Origin of the sequence: Hominimerdicola alba 8 (assembly GCF_000178155.2) — a bacterium.
GTDB lineage: Bacteria > Bacillota > Clostridia > Oscillospirales > Ruminococcaceae > Hominimerdicola > Hominimerdicola alba_C.
The window spans coordinates 1-16,521 of sequence record NZ_ADKM02000044.1; the positions used below are offsets into that span (position 1 = coordinate 1).

Annotated in this window: 16 protein-coding genes; 13 read left to right on the forward strand and 3 right to left on the reverse strand. The window is 41.3% G+C overall.

The genetic code is table 11. From position 1 onward, the window contains the following. Positions 1-39 precede the first annotated feature (39 nt). Complete coding sequence (locus tag CUS_RS03960) at positions 40-1,692, reverse strand: EAL domain-containing protein (RefSeq protein WP_002847658.1); 1,653 nt, start codon at positions 1,690-1,692, stop codon at positions 40-42. 348 nt (positions 1,693-2,040) lie between these two features. Here CUS_RS03960 and CUS_RS03965 point away from each other — a divergent pair, with 348 nt between their 5' ends. The 13 genes from CUS_RS03965 to CUS_RS04025 all read left to right on the forward strand — a co-directional run bounded on the left by CUS_RS03965 (position 2,041) and on the right by CUS_RS04025 (position 12,959). After that, positions 2,041-2,805: a hypothetical protein gene (locus CUS_RS03965; protein ID WP_002847667.1), complete on the forward strand. Its 765-nt coding sequence runs from the start codon at positions 2,041-2,043 to the stop codon at positions 2,803-2,805. A 135-nt stretch (positions 2,806-2,940) separates the two neighbouring features. After that, a complete protein-coding gene (locus CUS_RS03970) occupies positions 2,941-3,693 on the forward strand; it encodes a hypothetical protein (protein WP_002847654.1) in 753 nt (250 codons plus the stop codon). Positions 3,694-4,039: 346 nt separating this feature from the next. Next, positions 4,040-4,336 carry a YhbY family RNA-binding protein gene (locus CUS_RS03975; RefSeq protein WP_002847666.1) on the forward strand — a complete coding sequence of 99 codons (297 nt, stop codon included), beginning with the start codon at positions 4,040-4,042 and terminating at the stop codon, positions 4,334-4,336. Further along, the gene (nadD, locus tag CUS_RS03980) at positions 4,333-4,947 is read left to right on the forward strand and encodes a nicotinate (nicotinamide) nucleotide adenylyltransferase (RefSeq protein WP_002847656.1); all 615 of its coding nucleotides are present in this window, start codon (positions 4,333-4,335) and stop codon (positions 4,945-4,947) included. Before CUS_RS03975 ends, nadD begins: the two co-directional genes overlap by 4 nt. After that, positions 4,944-5,522, forward strand: a complete 579-nt coding sequence (gene yqeK / locus CUS_RS03985) for a bis(5'-nucleosyl)-tetraphosphatase (symmetrical) YqeK (protein WP_002847664.1) — start codon at positions 4,944-4,946, stop codon at positions 5,520-5,522. The genes nadD and yqeK overlap by 4 nt, the downstream gene beginning before the upstream one ends. Before the next feature lie 163 nt (positions 5,523-5,685). Then, positions 5,686-6,054, forward strand: coding sequence for a ribosome silencing factor (gene rsfS / locus CUS_RS03990; protein ID WP_002847669.1), 369 nt, complete (start codon positions 5,686-5,688; stop codon positions 6,052-6,054). A gap of 168 nt (positions 6,055-6,222) precedes the next feature. Continuing rightward, the gene (locus CUS_RS18515; protein WP_002847655.1) at positions 6,223-6,903 is read left to right on the forward strand and encodes a hypothetical protein; all 681 of its coding nucleotides are present in this window, start codon (positions 6,223-6,225) and stop codon (positions 6,901-6,903) included. 17 nt (positions 6,904-6,920) lie between these two features. Next, on the forward strand, positions 6,921-7,046 hold the full coding sequence (locus tag CUS_RS18520; protein ID WP_002847663.1) for an RsfS/YbeB/iojap family protein: 126 nt from the start codon (positions 6,921-6,923) through the stop codon (positions 7,044-7,046). A gap of 579 nt (positions 7,047-7,625) precedes the next feature. Next, positions 7,626-8,102: a transcription elongation factor GreA gene (gene greA / locus CUS_RS04005; RefSeq protein WP_002847665.1), complete on the forward strand. Its 477-nt coding sequence runs from the start codon at positions 7,626-7,628 to the stop codon at positions 8,100-8,102. 340 nt (positions 8,103-8,442) lie between these two features. Then, positions 8,443-8,889, forward strand: coding sequence for a hypothetical protein (locus CUS_RS04010; protein ID WP_002847660.1), 447 nt, complete (start codon positions 8,443-8,445; stop codon positions 8,887-8,889). Positions 8,890-8,910: 21 nt separating this feature from the next. Continuing rightward, positions 8,911-10,488, forward strand: coding sequence for a lysine--tRNA ligase (lysS, locus tag CUS_RS04015; RefSeq protein WP_002847668.1), 1,578 nt, complete (start codon positions 8,911-8,913; stop codon positions 10,486-10,488). 541 nt (positions 10,489-11,029) lie between these two features. Continuing rightward, positions 11,030-12,292 carry an AAA family ATPase gene (locus CUS_RS04020; RefSeq protein ID WP_002847670.1) on the forward strand — a complete coding sequence of 421 codons (1,263 nt, stop codon included), beginning with the start codon at positions 11,030-11,032 and terminating at the stop codon, positions 12,290-12,292. Then, complete coding sequence (locus tag CUS_RS04025; protein ID WP_037276494.1) at positions 12,279-12,959, forward strand: hypothetical protein; 681 nt, start codon at positions 12,279-12,281, stop codon at positions 12,957-12,959. The genes CUS_RS04020 and CUS_RS04025 overlap by 14 nt, the downstream gene beginning before the upstream one ends. A gap of 54 nt (positions 12,960-13,013) precedes the next feature. Here the strand turns inward: CUS_RS04025 and CUS_RS19055 are convergent, their stop codons facing one another. Together CUS_RS19055 and CUS_RS04030 are read right to left on the reverse strand one after the other, a co-directional pair. After that, positions 13,014-13,301: a tyrosine-type recombinase/integrase gene (locus tag CUS_RS19055; protein ID WP_080559513.1), complete on the reverse strand. Its 288-nt coding sequence runs from the start codon at positions 13,299-13,301 to the stop codon at positions 13,014-13,016. Positions 13,302-13,568: 267 nt separating this feature from the next. Beyond that, positions 13,569-16,521: hypothetical protein (locus tag CUS_RS04030; protein WP_002847659.1), on the reverse strand; the 2,953-nt coding region annotated here is incomplete at its 5' end.

The following is a 16,521-nucleotide window of genomic DNA, read 5'->3' on the forward strand; positions in this document are numbered from 1 at the left end:
ATATCCCCGATGTTTGAAAACATCGGGGATATTCGTTTATCAGACTTTCAGATACATCTGCATGAACTGACCCATCACCACAGGGCGTGAGAAATAGTAGCCCTGAAAGCTGTATATGCAGTACTGGCGCACAAAATCTATCATTTCGCGGGACTCCATGCCCTCTAAGCAGACATGAACATGAAGTTCGCTGGCGCAGTTGGCTATGGCTTTGATTATTGCCTGATTTGCGGTGTTGGTCATGATATCTTTGGTGAAGCCCCTGTCGAATTTCAGCGTTTCAACAGACAGGTCTGACAGCAGATTGAGCGATGAGAAGCCTGTGCCGAAATCGTCTATGGCTATTTTGATGCCCAGACTTTTCAGAAAGCCTATCTCTGCCTGTAAGTAAACTTTTTCAAGCTGGCGGCAGCTTTCTGTCAGTTCTATGCACAGGTTATGTGTGGGGAAGCCTGTTTCTTTAAGTATCGACTTTACCGACTCGCGGAACAGCGGGTGGGACAGCTGAGTGTATGACACGTTGACATTCAGCGTGAAATCTGGGTTCCTATCCACCATCATCATGCTTTCGGTCAGCGCGCGCCTGAGTATCCAGCAGCCCAGTTCAAAGAAGCTGGGGTCTTTTTCAAGCAGGGGAATGAATTCCCCCGGCATCACTGTGCCGAAATCACGGCTTTCCCATCTGAGCAGAGCCTCAGCGCCGATGAGTTCCTCACTCTCGGAAGAGAACAAAGGCTGATAGCACAAGAAGAAGCCTTCGTAGTCATTTAGCATGGACTTGCGGAGCGCACTGATAAGTTCAAGTCTGCGCTTGGCTGTATCTTTCATGTTGTTCTCGAAAACATAGAGTTCGCCATGCTGTTCGTGCTTGGATCTTTCAAGGGCATAACGCGCACTGCTCTGCACCGAGAATTCGTCATAGTCACCATCGAGCACTACTGCACCTGCCGATATGCTGATAGGTATGCGTATGCCGTCAACAAACACATTATACTTCATCTCAAACTGTATCTTGCGGAAAAGTTCATATATGTGACCTATTGCTGTATCGGTGAGTGCGCAGGCAAAGCGCACGCCGTCCATGCGGTAGACCTTACTGCTTTCACCGAAGATAGTTACAAGCACCATGCCGACCTGTTTCAGCACCCTGTCACCGAAATTGTGACCGTACATATCGTTTATCTCAGAGAAGCAGTTTATGCCGATAAGCAGTTCGACCGCTGTTTTGCCTCTAAGTCTTAGATCGCGGATATCCTGCAAAAATTCGTAAACATTATAAAGACCCGATGCGGCATCTACCCTGTCAGCGATACCATGATTTTCGATAGTACCGATGAAGATATCGGGTTCACCGTCATTGCCGCGCATAACGTTGCCGCGGCAGGTGCAGATGACATAGTCACCGTCCTTGTTCATAGCCCTGTAATCGAGGTCGTGCCTGTCTTTTTTACCCGAAAAGATCTGTGCGATATCGTCGATATAACGCTGTCTGTCATCGGGGTGGATATGTGAAGCCCATATATCGCCCGCATTATCCATATATTCCCCCGGAAAACCGAAATACTCGACTGCGTTGCGCGACCATCTTGTGACATTACTGCTCATATCGCAGATGTACAGATACCGCCTGTCTGAGGTGTCTGAAAAACCATCAAAAAAGCGGTTTTCAAGTAAACCATTCTTTTTACCCATCATTTTCACCTTCCATAAATAAGAATGCTCGTTTAAAACAAACATACTATCCCACAGTCATTATACCACTGTTTAAAAGTTTTTACAATAGTTTTTTACAATTTCGACAAAACTCACAAACGTTTCTGGCAATATAAACAATTGAGTGTCATTATTGTTGCTTAAAAATAAGGTTATAAACCAATTAAAAATTACATTTTTTACTAGATAATATAAAATATTCACAAAATATATTTTAAACTGAAAGGTGATGTGAATTGTACGTTTTTTACTTGTGCGAATGGGGGGAATGTGGTATAATATAATGATTGAGCGAAGAAATGACTGATAGCATTAAGGAGAACTAATATGAACAAGAAGAAATACATCATTATCGTGTGCGTTATATGTATTGCATTGATAAGAATTTTTACACCTTATATGGGGCGACCGTTTTTGATATATTGTCATACTTTGAAAGATGGAAAAATTCAGGACGAGGCTTTTCATCTGTCGAATAAGGTGAAAAAAATCGAATTGTTATCAGCCAATGAGCCATGCACAAGATTTATAAGATACTGTTCTGAACTAGAAGAGTTAAGTGTTTTGTGTTATCCGGAAACAATCGACATAGATGATATTTCAAATCCTGATTTAAAAAGTTTATTTGTTGGCGGAAAAGGTGTTAACTGGTCAAGTCTGAATCAATGTACCGAGTTAAAAAAATTGACAATTTCTTATAGCAATTTTACAACTGCCGAGGATATATCAGAGTTAAAAGAATTAGAAACTTTGAAGATCATTGAAAACAAAACAGATTGTTCTTTGAACAAATTAAATGAACTAAAAAATCTAAAGGAACTTGAGATCGCTTGTCCGAATGATATTGATTGTGATAACTTTTCACAGCTGGATAAGCTGGAAACGCTGTATCTCGGCACAAGCGGAAAGATTTCGGGACTTGACAAAATGGATAGTGTTGTATCATTAACATTAGTGCATCCCGATAAGGAGATAGGAAATGATGTTTGTGACATGGATTCCCTTAAAGAACTTACGGTTTATGATGCTGAGTTTTCCGATGAAGTTGAAAGTACACTTGAAAAAAAGGGCGTTGTTATTGAATATAATTAACTTCTGACTTATTTTTTCAAGAGCCTTTGCGGAGGGGCGAAAAAGTCTGCCTGAAAAGGGTAGACTTTTTTATGAAATGTGGTATAATATAATGATGAAGCGAAGAAATGACTGATAGCATTAAGGAGAACTAATATGAACAAGAAGAAATACATCATTATCGTGTGCGTTATATGTATTGCATTGATAAGAATTTTTACACCTTATCTGGGGCGACCGTTTTTGATATATTGTGATAATGATAAGACGAGGAGTTTTCATCTTTCAGACAAATTAAAAAAAATCGAACTATTATCTTCTCACGAAACGTGCATAAAATTTATAAAATACTGTACTGAACTTGAAGAAATAGGAGTTATTAATACCGGTAAAAAAGAAACTCTCAATATAAGCGACATTTCAAATCCTGAATTAAAAAGAATATCTATTGCAGGAAAATGTGTTAACTGGTCAAGTTTAAACAAATGTAACGAATTGAATTATTTGCATGCGTATGAAAGCGACTTTACAACTACCGAAGATATATCTGAGTTGAAAAAAATGGAAATATTGGAAATCATCAACACAACAGATTTGTCTTTAAACAAATTAAATGAACTAAAAAATCTAAAGGAACTTGAGATCGCTTGTCCGAATGATATTGATTGTGATAACTTTTCACAGCTGGATAAGCTGGAAACGCTGTATCTCGGCACAAGCGGAAAGATTTCCGGACTTGATAAAATGGATAGTGTTGTATCATTAACATTAGTGCATCCCGATAAGGAGATAGGAAATGATATTTGTGAAATGGATTCCCTTAAAGAACTTACGGTTTATGATGCTGAGTTTTCCGATGAAATTGAAAGTACACTTGAAAAAAAGGGCGTTGTTATTAAATATAATTAACTTCTGACTCCCAATTTTGATGTGTATTGCTGATGATACAAAATGGCTGTTCTTTTGTATTGTTCCCACGTCTTCGGCGGGGGAACAATACACAACCCAAACGGGATACTTCTGACTTATTTTTCAAGAGCCTTTGCGGAGGTTTGCGGAGGGGCGAAAAAGTCTGCCTGAAAAGGGTAGACTTTTTTTATGGAATGTGGTATAATATAATGATGAAGCGAAGAAAAACATACTGATGGTGCGGCGGGACATCTCGTGGGAGAATGCGTGTGCCGATAAAGCGGCAGATGGCGGCTCACACTGATATTACGGTGCGGCATCGGGATATATGACGAAAGGAAAAAATATGATAACAACTAAGCAGAGAGCAGAATTAAAAAGCATAGCCATGAAGATGAAGCCTTCTTTCCAGATAGGAAAGGGCGGTATGAACGATGCGCAGACGGCGCAGATAGACGATTATCTGCGTGTACACGAGATAATCAAGGTGAAGGTGCTGGACAACTCGCTGTACACCGCGAGGGAAGCCGCTGAGGAACTGGCTGAGGCGATAGGCGCTGAGGTGGTGCAGGTCATCGGTTCAAATCTGGTGCTGTACAAGCGCAACGAGGAAGAACCTGTGATAAGGTTCAAATCGAAGTGAACATCGGCATTTACGGCGGTACTTTCGACCCGATACACAAGGGTCATGTGCGGCTTTTGAAAATGGCGAAGAAGCACTGCGGGCTTGACAGGGTGATAGTTCTGCCTGACAGGATACCGCCGCACAAGCAGGCGAAAGATCTGGTATCGGGCGAGGACAGGCTGGCGATGTGCAGGCTGGCTGTCAGCGGGCTTGACGGTGTGGAGGTCAGTGACTTTGAGATAAAGCGCGAGGGGTTAAGCTACTCGGTGATAACTCTGCGGGAGATGCACAAGCTATACCCCGATGACAGGCTGTGGTTCATAATGGGCAGTGATATGCTGACAAGTTTTCACAAGTGGTACTGCTATGAGGAGATACTTACGCTGGCGGGCATAATCTGCATGACGCGGTATGACGGCGATGATGCTGAACTGGAAGAGGCGGCGGAAAGGCTGAGAGCGGTCGGCGGAGAGGTGAAGTTAGTGCCTGTGGGAGCGCTGGAGATATCCAGTTCGCAGGTGCGTGAGATGCTGGCATCGGGCGGTGACTGCGCGGGGCTTTTAGATGAAAAGGTGACTGACTATATACGCAGCAGGGGGCTGTATAGAAAGCAAGAGGGTCTGAATTGAAAGAAACTAAGCAAATAGGCATTTACAAGAAATATCTGAGAGAACATCTATCCAAAAAGCGGTACACACATTCGCTGAATGTGGCGGCATCTGCGGTGGAGCTGGCGAAGAAGTATGACTGTGACAGTGACAAGGCGTACACGGCGGGGCTTCTGCACGACATCGCAAAGGAACTGCCTGCTGAGGAACAGCTTGAACTGGTGAAGCAGTCGGGGCTGGAGGTACATGAGATAGAAACTAAGGCTGTGCCGCTTTTTCATGCGATAGCGGGGGCTGAACTGGTGCAGGAACTGTTCGACATACACGACCCTGAGATAATATGGGCGATACGCTGGCACACTGTCGCGGCGGGCGGCATGAGCAGGCTTGCGGTGATAATCTACATTGCTGACCTTATCTCGGCTGACCGCGATTATAAAGATGTGGGTCGAATGAGGAAGCTGGCTGACAAGGGTCTTGAAAGGGCGATGTGCGAGGCGCTTCGCTTTTCGATAGGGGATTCGGTCAGCAAGGGCAACAGCATACCGCCTTCTACGTTAGAGGCGTATAACGAGTACATAAAGTACAGAAAATAAGCACAAAATAACTGCGAATGACGACTTCCGATACTGAGGGGGAGCGCAGAAGATGCAGAAACGGGAAAATGTTGACAATGCCCCTGAATTATGGTATAATTACCGTTGAGGGCAATGTGTTTTAAGGACATTGCCAACAGTTCGGGAAAGCAGGAGGAATATTATGGCAGAAATTACTACCGAGCAGAAGCTGGAAATAATAGTAAAGGCGCTTGACTCAAAGCGCGGTGAGGATATACAGGCTATAGGCATTGGCGACCTGACGATACTGGCTGACTATTTTGTGATAGCAAACGGCGGTTCTTCGGTGCAGACTAAGGCTATGGCTGAGGAAGTTGAGTTCAAGCTGACACAGATGGGGCTTGAGCCGCACCACACTGAGGGGTACGGTCCGAACAACTGGATAGTGCTTGACTACCGCGATATCGTGGTACATGTCTTCAACAAGGAAACACGCGACCAGTACAAGCTGGAAAGGCTGTGGAGCGACGGCAAAGAGGTCGATATCTCAAAGTATCTCAGCAAGGAATGAGTATGTACAATGAGGATATAATGGTCATAATAATATCTTGAATATGAGGCTGATTTGAAAAAGTGGGCTGTTGTCTGCGTGATGTCAATGCTTGCGGATAGGAAGTTTGTGTCTTGATGTTAAGGTGGAGTCCGAGATAATTCTAGAAGATTTGGGAAAGTGATTAATATGAGAAAAATTACTATTATTACTATTGTTATGTTAGTAGCAGGGATTATATCTAGCTGTGGGGACACTAGTACGGCAGATACACAGCAAAGCACTACGACAGGATTAACGACCACAACTCAAATAACTACCGCAACGATTGTTGAAGAAGCAGAATCTAATGTAGAAAGTGAGGCGAACAAATTAGATACAAGTATTTGGAAAATAGAATACTATGTTGATAAATTTGGTGACCCTAATCCAAATTGTCCTTTTGTTTTTGGACGTATAATAGATGGAGTTTTTTCAAATTCAGCAGTAAAAAATGAGTCACTAACGGTAAAAATTCTATTTGATGACAAATTGGCGTTTGCTCTGTACGAGTACAATTCGATTGAAGTAAATAATACATACAGCAAGCAAAGAGATTATGAGGTCACGTTTAAATATACAAACGGTGAACAGTATACTTTTGATGCTTATATGTACGCAAAATCGGGAGATAGGGTTATTTTAAATGACTGGGGTTATAAAGCATTTATAAAGCATATGAATGCTGGTGAAACAATTAAAGTATACATTGAAGAAAAAGAACGACCAATATGTAATTTTTTATTTGAAATTGACGGAACTGGTTTTAAAGATGTTTACAAAGAATATCAAGAATTGGTAAGTAGTGATATTGATGAATCAGTTGAATAATAATTATTAACTGGATAGTGCTTGACTACCGCGATATCGTGGTACATGTCTTCAACAAGGAAACACGCGACCAGTACAAGCTGGAAAGACTGTGGAGCGACGGCAAAGAGGTCGATATCTCCGCATATCTCACTAAAAACTGACAGAAATTACAATGATGGTGTCTGTGACCGTTATATCGGGCAGACACTTTTCTTTTTACTCCCGATTTTGATGCGTATGGCTGATATTGCAAAATGTGATTATCCCGCTGATACACCAAAATAAACGATGTTATATCGGGAATTGAATACAGTTGGCGGTTATCTTTCCCACGCCTGCGGCGTGGGAAAGATAACATCAACTCAGTTTTTCCTCATTGATAAAGGTATTTGGCAATGGTGTGCTAAAGGGATAGTCATATTGCAAAAAATACTCCCAATTTTGATGTGTATTGCTGATGATACCAAATGGCTGTTCTTTCGTATTGTTCCCCCCGCCTTCGGCGGGGGGAACAATACACAACCAAATTGGGATAAAAAATATATGTTTTTGATGTGGGCGGAGATCAATTATGACAAAGTGCGGCTGTAATTTTGGGATCGCGTTTTTGATGTGCGGCGGTGCTTGACAAAAATGCAAAAGTATAGTATAATATTAATTTGATAATGACCTTGAAAAACTGACTTGCGCGGGGCTTGCCTGCGGGAGTCTTAACGATCTTGAATAGGAGTGTGTGATCTATGGAAATCAACAAGACTGTATCAAAAGCAGGTTACGCGAAACTGGTCGAGGAAAAGGAATATCTGGTTACCGTCAAGCGTAAGGAAGTTGCGCAGAAACTGAAAGAAGCACGTTCATTCGGTGACCTTTCCGAGAACGCTGAGTATGATGAAGCGAAGAACGAACAGGCGATACTGGAATCGCGCATCAACGAACTGGAAATACTCATCTCCAACGCGACTGTAGTTGACGATGACGAGGTATCTGTACACGAGATAGGTGTCGGCTCTTATGTCAAGCTGAAAGACCTGGAACTGGACGAGGTAGAAACTTTGCAGATAGTGGGTTCGACCGAATCTGACCCCGACAACGGCAAGATATCAGATGAAAGCCCTATAGGCAAGGCGGCAATGCACATGAAGGTCGGAGATATCTTTGAGGTGGAAGCACCTGCGGGCATGATAAAGTTCGAGGTACTGGAGATAACCAGAGAATAATGGGCGCAAGACTGCCTTTGAGGAGATAAACTTCGGGTCGGGTTTTTATATGAATGTATGCGATGAGGAAACACCTCTGCCGGCACATATAAAACATCTCAACAGCTTCGATATCATAGTGGCATAATAGCGAGAAAAGTTTTACAGCATCGGTATACCGGGATATCGGGAACCATTGTAACCCTGTGGCGGTGTACCGCACCGATGGTATGGAACTTTTTGAAAAAACTCTTTGGAAGGCAGTAAAGCGTGCTGAAAGGGAAGCGGCGGAAAGACGCTTTTCATATTACGTTCCCTTATGGGAGAACGAGTATATCGAAGTCAGGTGAGGTGCTTGTTTATGCGCAGAAGGTCTGCGGCGGTGATGTCTGTTATAACTGCTGTGATGATGGCAGGGTGTGGACTGCGGAGTCTGACACCTGCAACGCAGGCTGACTTCGGCAAGGTGCTTGAAGACGGCGGCTACGGAAGTCTTGAAGACGGCTACACCACTGACAGCGAGGACGGTTCGACTGCGATAGTGCCCACAAAGAACGGCTGGGTAGCAGGCTTTTATGTATGTGCTGACAGTGAGGTGGCTGAAACTGAGTTCTACAATGAATGCAATGCGGCTGAACTGGAAGATTTCGAGGACGGCAGGAACTACACGATAGCCGAGAAGACTATCGGTGAGAGTCATTTTTACTATATCGTTGTGGACAACACTTGTCTTTTTATGGAAGGCAGCACCGAAAATGAGGAAGAAATGAAGCAGTTCGCGAAAGAGCTGGGATACGATGCACAATGAATTGACGGAAAGGACATTCAAATGAGTGAGGAAATAAAGAATAATGCCCCTGAGGAGCAGGAGCTTACTCAGGAACAGGTGAATGAATACAAGAAGATCAGAATGGAAAAGCTGAAGGCTTTGCAGGACGAGGGTGCTGACCCGTTTCAGATCACAAAGTATGATGTGACTGCAAGCTGTGAGGAAGCTAAGGTACTTTATGAGCGCGAGGAAGCTAAGTGCAAGGATCTGGCGGGCAACGATGAAGCTGTTCTGGCGGAAAAGCTGGAGGAGAACCGCGTTCGCGTTTCCATCGCGGGCAGAATAATGTCCAAGAGAATGATGGGCAAGGCGAGCTTTATGGATCTGCGTGACAAGAGCGGCAAGGTACAGCTTTATGTGCGCATGAACGAAGTTGGCAAGGAAGCATTCGACAGATATGTAAAGAAGGGTGACATCGGTGATATTGTCGGTGTTACGGGCTTTGTTTTCAGGACAAGGATGGGTGAGATATCGGTACATGCGGAGAGTTTCACTCTGCTGTCGAAGAACCTACAGCCATTGCCTGAGAAGTGGCATGGTCTTAAGGATCAGGACACAAGATACCGTCAGCGCTACACCGATCTTATCTGCAACCCTGAGGTAAAGGACACTTTCATCAAGCGTTCAAAGATAATCTCCACCATAAGAAGATATCTGGACGAGCGTGGATTTATGGAAGTTGAAACTCCCATGCTGGTTAGCAACGCAGGCGGTGCGGCGGCAAGACCTTTTGAAACGCATTACAATGCTCTTGATGAAGATGTTAAGCTGAGGATCTCGCTGGAACTGTATCTCAAGCGACTGATAGTAGGCGGTCTGGAGAGAGTTTACGAGATAGGCAGAGTTTTCCGCAACGAAGGTGTAGATGCAAGGCACAACCCTGAGTTCACGCTGATGGAACTTTATCAGGCATACACTGACTATCACGGCATGATGGATCTGACTGAGGATATGTTCAGGCATCTGGCGCAGACTGTATGCGGCGGCACGACTATTCCTTACGGTGAGCATGAGATAGATCTTGGCAAGCCGTTTGAGCGTCTGACTATGATAGATGCTGTCAAGAAGTATGCGGGTGTTGATTTCAACGAGATCAAGACCACTGAGGAAGCTAAGGCTCTGGCTAAGGAAAAGCACATCGAATTTGAGGACAGGCACAAGAGGGGAGATATTCTCAATCTGTTCTTTGAAGAGTATGTTGAAGAGCATCTGATACAGCCTACCTTCATCATGGATCACCCGATCGAGATCAGTCCTCTGACAAAGAAGAAGCCTGATGCTCCTGACTATGTTGAGCGTTTTGAGTTGTTTATCAACGGCTGGGAGATGTGCAACGCATACAGCGAACTGAACGATCCGATCGATCAGCGCGAGCGTTTCAAGGCTCAGGAAGAGGCTCTGAGCAGCGGCGATGAAGAAGCTAACCGCACTGACGAGGATTTCCTTCGCGCTCTTGAGATAGGCATGCCTCCTACAGGCGGCATCGGCTACGGCATCGACAGGCTTGTGATGCTTCTGACTAATTCGCCTGCTATCAGGGATGTTTTGTTGTTCCCGACGATGAAGTCCATCGACTGATAAAAGTGCGTATTCAGGCGGGTTTTGAGGTGCCAAAATTACATTTTTTCGCATCAAAACATCAAATTCGCATCAAATGGGCGGGAAAATATAATATGTGATATAAAGAGAGTCGAGTGTTCTCGGCTCTCTGTTATTAATTGGCACTTTAGCGTAAATAACCCCCGGTTCTACCGGGGGAGATAAAAAGCTTTAACATGAAAGTTTCCCGAAGAGAAACATATGGCGAAACCAGAAAGTCAAAAGCATACTAAAGGATTTACGCATACTTTGACTGATAAATATGTAACCCGTTTACGGGTGGCGGTGCAAGTAATGCAATGATAATAATTCAGTACCCGCTTTGAGAGGGTTAGCCAGTAATAGCCCCTTTTAGGGGCAGAGCAAACCACCACTTTAGTGGTGGTATTGATTTCTATGCATAAAAAAGCAGAAGCAGAACATAATTTATATAAAAGCATCTATGGTATCATATTGACATGATGGAAAAAATATAGTAAAATGTAAAGAGAAATCTGAATTGGATGAAAGGAGTGATGTTATGAATCTCAAGATCAAAAATTTTGGAAAGATCGCAGAGGCTGATATTAAGTTAGATGGCATCACTGTCATTTGCGGCAAAAACAATACTGGAAAGAGTACAGTTGGTAAGGCCTTGTTTTCATTTTACAATGCTTTGAATGATTATAAAAATAAGATTGATGCTCAAAAAAATAATAAGCTAAAGACTACGGTGAGAAACTATGTTTCTCACTCTATGAATTCGTCTGTTAGTATGCTTTATACAGAAAGTTCTTTGGAATATATTGCTAAGCATGTTGATAGATATTCATTAGATGAAGTTAAAGAATATATAGAATCCATTTATTCGGTAAAGATTCCTAAAGACAGACTTGTCGCACTAGTTGAATATCTAAACACCCCTGAAAAAGATATTTTAAATGAATATGTTTATCGCTATATTACAGGTGTTATGAATGGGCAAGTTAAGAATGTATTATCTTCTAATAGAAGCCAATGTTATATATCCGGAGAAATACAGGATTTTAAAAATACAATTAAATTAAAAAAATATAGTTGCAATTGTGATTTAGTTTCTCCTATTGAACACTCTGCTTATTATATAAATACTCCATTTAGCTTGGATATCCTTAACGAACATAGATTGTACACATGGGGTAGTAGTGTAATGAGTCGAAACGTAATAGATGCTATACAACAGGCTCAAGCAGATATAAATGAGGATTCTATGACAAATATTATTGACTCTGTATTGAATAAAAAAGAGCTTGAAGATGTCAGAAAAATTATTAAAAAGGCGTATTGTGGCGAAACTATTATTGATCATGAGAAATACTATTATTCAGAAAATGGCATATCGGTTGATTTCAGAAATATGTCGGCAGGTTTGAAATCGTTTGCTTTGATTGAACGACTTCTTGAAACAGGTGTACTGAAAAAGAAAGATGTGCTTATTCTCGATGAGCCGGAAATTCACCTGCATTCCGAATGGCAGATTATATACGCTGAACTGATCGTAATTCTTCAGAAGACTTTTGATCTTACAGTTCTTTTGGTAACTCACAGCTTTCAATTTCTCGAATCTATAGATTTCTTCATGAAAAAGTATGGAACATTAGACAATGGCAACTATTATATTCCAGATTCAACCGAAAAAGGTTTTATAATGAAATACTATGGAAAAAATCCAGAAGAATTAAAAAAGAATCTTTCAACAGGATCTTTTAAAATCGCTGATCTAGAATTTGAATACGACATGGAGCAAGAGGATGTCGAAGAATAAACCTAAATACAAAAAAATCAACAACTCGTATTTTAAAAACTTTTGTAGCATATTCAACACGTTATTAAGTATAGATACTGATAATGTATTGTCAAATATGCAAGAAGCTTCTCTTGATGACAATAATAAGAAAAAACAATTCTATCTATATGATGGAAAACTATTAAACATGGATGCTGTAAAACTTGATGATATGACGGAACCTTTTCTTCAATATATGAAAAAAGAACGTAGTCTTAATTATTTTGAACAACCGCATGCAGTTGATGCTATGTGCGTTGATCGTGATAATGAGTGGTTTTTCATTGAATTTAAGAATTGTCCTATCTATAAAGTCACTTCCGAAGGTCAAAAGTACAATAGTGAAGTATTGTCATCGATAAGACAAAAAATGTTTGGTAGCCTATGGCTTTTGTTTACATTAGATTCTTTTGCTCATAAAGGATTATTTGGAGATGATATTACAGAATACGCTCGAAAACATTTTACATACATTGTAGTTGTTAGCAGAGATAAAAATCCTGATGAATTCAGAAGAATTCATGAATGTATCGGAAATCGTTACACACCGCTGTATTTTTCAAAATATGTAGGATATTATTTCAAAGATGTTTATTTGCTCACAGAAAAAGAATTCGCATCATTTATTAAGAATTTCAAAAATTAAGACATAAAATAACCGCTGATAAGCTATTTCAGCGGTTATTTTACTTATTGGGTATCAGCGATTACTATACTCATTTTTATTTATATAACGATCAAATTCTTTGAACTCTCTCTGCTTCAAGTCCTTGGTGGCATCCGTGTAGACGTTCATCGTTGTATTAAAATCTGCATGACCTAATACATCCTGAATGACCTTGATGTTAACCCCCGACTCACAAAGCCTAGTGGCAAATGTGTGCCTGAGTGAATGACAGCTGAATCTTGGTAGCAGCGTGACATTCGCTTTTCCCCTTGACTTGACTATGATCTCTTCGTTGCAGTCACGAGTGATGCCTCGAATGATGAAGTATCTATCTGTTTATAGCCCACTGTATATACCACGACACCGAGTGTATGCATTTCATGCTGTCGCTCGACGAATACTGCTTACGTTTCAATTTTCGAAACTATGGTACGAGTTTTTGAAAGTTTTTTTGCGGAAGTTTGGAGTATTTCTATTTGGGATTTTCTGGTGATGAGTGAAAGGGATAGTACGAAAGAAAAATGACCTCAGACAGATTGGAGTGTGCTGCTCCAGTTTATTCACTGAGGTCATTTTTTATGCAGTTATTCAGCGGGAATTATCATTGGCTGGACTTTCAAGGAATTTCTCTGTGTCAAGTATGTTTTGTTTTGTTGTATTTTTTGGATGTTTGCTGTAATCATACTTTGTTTTGAGTAACTTCATTATCTTTTTGATATCCTCGCTTTCAAGGTCGGCATATGGTCTTATAAACGGATGTAGTTTTGCAAGCTTGTGAACGTGGGCGCTGCCAGTGGATTGCTCTTTGTAGGCAATCACCTGCTCGAAATCTGCAGGTTCCCAGCCTCTAGTTAGTTCAAAACCAACCCATCTGTGATGCTCAAGTTCAGCAAGCTGGTTCAGTTTGTTGTGGATAGCATCATTAGATTCTACTAGCAACTCTGCTGAGTTATATGCGTGAAAATCTATATATTCTTCTTTTCTTGCAAAGTGAGCACCAGCCGCAAACATACGGTAGCACAGACCTATTGCAGCTAGCAGACAGCTGTCGTAATAGTAAGAAAAGCTGTAATAGTCATTCTCAGCCTTTCTATCGTCGCTTTGCGAATAACATTTGTGCATTTGAAGTGCAACATGCTCAAGGAGAGGCTCTTCTGCAAGCCGATGATATGTGTAGAGGTCTCCCGGACCGAAGGCGAAAAGGTCATAACTACTGTAATATGTGTTGCCCGCCCTTTGACCGGAAAGGGTTAAATGGGCTGCCAGATACGAATTTCTGGGTTCTTTACATTTGACGCCTATAAATGGAGCACGCTCGAACGTCATATCACTTCGCAGCAGCCACGTCCTGAGTTCCATCGCAAATCTTATGCTCTTCGTATCATCATCGAGGTCAACCACAAAATAGTTGGCCTTACTGAGCGTTTGGAATAGCTTCTCATCAGCATAAGATTCTTTTTTGCCATAAATTATAGAAGGAAAATCTTCCTCATCGATATTGCATTTTATAAAATAGTGGCCAATTGTTTCAATATTGCATTCATTGTAAAGTCCAGGACACTCTTGTCTAAGGCGTTTTTCTAAGTGTTCTGCCTCAGAACCGATTAGTGTGATATTCACTTTGGTATCTTTTCCTAGATAGGCACAGGCTATGCTTTCTTTTAATATATGGTAATTGGTCTCGCTACTTCCAAAGAGAACGGCATTTATATCCTTCTCATGTCGGGGTTCTGTGATTAGTGGCAGAAAGAGTGGTGCGTCACACAGTAGTTTGTGAGCACTGTCCCGAGCCTCATCAAGAATATGCACCTTGAAATATATATTTCCCATATCACTGATGCTTGCATCTATTAGGGCTGAAGCAACCTCGAAGCGTGAACTTACAAAAATATCTATGCTGTCGATCAAGTTATTCTTCTGTTCCTCTGGCAAATCGAGGGCTGAATTGAAGAGCTCGTCAAGCAGTTCTAAACATTCATTAAGATTTCGATTTTCATCAGAACTCATAAACAAGAAAATTATTCTACTGTCGTATGCAATCTCCGGATTGAGAAATTTAATATTAATGAGTTGTTTGGCTTCTGAAATGTATTGAACATTGCTAAGTGAATCTGTCTTGACCGTGGCATAGAGATTCCATTTTTCATTGGGAAGAGTTGCAATGAAATTGCGGGCGTGTTTGCTCAGAGAATTAGTAAAGCAACAGGGGGAATTTTTTTTGTATATAAATTTTGGCATCACGTGGAAGCGGTTGCGCTTCTCGCGGCTCATTTCTTGTCTGGCCTTCTCGTGCCCCATACTTGCGGCCTTAGAAATGTCATTTTCATCGTTCGACGGATTGAGTTTGCTGCGGAGATAGAGAGCCTCGCTGACCTCGAAATCAGAGCGATATTGACCGCTTGATATTATACCAGACAGCTTTTTAATTATGTCATTTTTTGTTATTTCTTTGATTTGCTGTTGATTTATATATAGCTCTGCTACCTCGAACACAGCCTTAACATATGTGCATTGAAAGGCGTGTCTCAGGTGGGTGTAAGCTTTCTTTGATATTTTTTCCTTGTATTCTTCATAAAGTAGAAATTGGGCCTCGGATTGGTAGACATCCAGCTCGACAGCTTTTTTTAGCAAGTTAATGCCACTGGTGTGACATTCTTCATTAAACGCCTTTGCGGTAGTATTCTCGTTTTTATCAGGAAGCTCAACTGTTAGGAGTTTATTCAACATTTCTCTGTCGGCTTGGATGATGTTCTCACATTTTTCAGAGTGGCGCACTAGGCAAGCACCGAGTAAGCGGATAGCTGTCGCTTGATCCTTTTTTGACGAATTACTGCCGTTCGCCGCGAGCCATGCGGCAGCCTCTGTGTATGCCGATTCATATGCTCCATTGGTGTAAGAATAGAGTGCATCTTGAAGCTTGACATAGTTATCCTGCATCAGATGTGGAGTCCACACATATTTCATACCGATGTCATTGAGTAGATAGACCCTGTGATATTTCTCGTTTCTGTCACCGAATTTTATTGAATAAAGTCCAAGCATTGCACATATGAAGATATTGGCAATTGCTTTTGAAACATCATCATGATTGCCGCTTTCAATCAGGCTGTTAAATGCCATATATGCTTCATTGCAAACGACGGCTGGCGCAATGACATCATTAATTAATTCACGCAGCAGGTCATTCAACTCCGGCTGTTTGAAATTGGCATTTTTAAGCATATCAATAAAATGCATCTGTATAGTGTTTATAAATCTAGATTCAGATTCTCTATTTATAGCAAAAATATTGAATAATTCTTTGCTTATCTTATTGCTCTTTGTACTTTTCAGCAGGAACTCTTGATAGTCTTTATCTGTAATATATTTTTTTTCATTATTGACTTTGGCATCCAGCTCATCTATTATCTGATTTGGAAAAAGGAAGGTCACCAGTGATTTTTTTGATTTTTTGGGGTGTGGAGTAGAAAAACTTACAAGTGCAGGTTCAGACTTTGATTCGGTAAAAAGTGTAATGTAAATTTCATTTATACTAAAGCTG

Excerpts from the sequence above, each read along its gene's own strand:
- CUS_RS04020 (WP_002847670.1), top strand. The coding sequence starts at position 11,030 with ATGAATCTCAAGATCAAAAATTTTGGAAAGATCGCAGAGGCTGATATT.
- CUS_RS04025 (WP_037276494.1), top strand. The coding sequence starts at position 12,279 with ATGTCGAAGAATAAACCTAAATACAAAAAAATCAACAACTCGTATTTT.
- CUS_RS03965 (WP_002847667.1), top strand. The coding sequence starts at position 2,041 with ATGAACAAGAAGAAATACATCATTATCGTGTGCGTTATATGTATTGCA.
- CUS_RS04010 (WP_002847660.1), top strand. The coding sequence starts at position 8,443 with ATGCGCAGAAGGTCTGCGGCGGTGATGTCTGTTATAACTGCTGTGATG.
- greA (WP_002847665.1), top strand. The coding sequence starts at position 7,626 with ATGGAAATCAACAAGACTGTATCAAAAGCAGGTTACGCGAAACTGGTC.
- lysS (WP_002847668.1), top strand. The coding sequence starts at position 8,911 with ATGAGTGAGGAAATAAAGAATAATGCCCCTGAGGAGCAGGAGCTTACT.
- rsfS (WP_002847669.1), top strand. The coding sequence starts at position 5,686 with ATGGCAGAAATTACTACCGAGCAGAAGCTGGAAATAATAGTAAAGGCG.
- CUS_RS03970 (WP_002847654.1), top strand. The coding sequence starts at position 2,941 with ATGAACAAGAAGAAATACATCATTATCGTGTGCGTTATATGTATTGCA.
- CUS_RS03960 (WP_002847658.1), bottom strand. The coding sequence starts at position 1,692 with ATGGGTAAAAAGAATGGTTTACTTGAAAACCGCTTTTTTGATGGTTTT.
- CUS_RS18515 (WP_002847655.1), top strand. The coding sequence starts at position 6,223 with ATGAGAAAAATTACTATTATTACTATTGTTATGTTAGTAGCAGGGATT.
- CUS_RS03975 (WP_002847666.1), top strand. The coding sequence starts at position 4,040 with ATGATAACAACTAAGCAGAGAGCAGAATTAAAAAGCATAGCCATGAAG.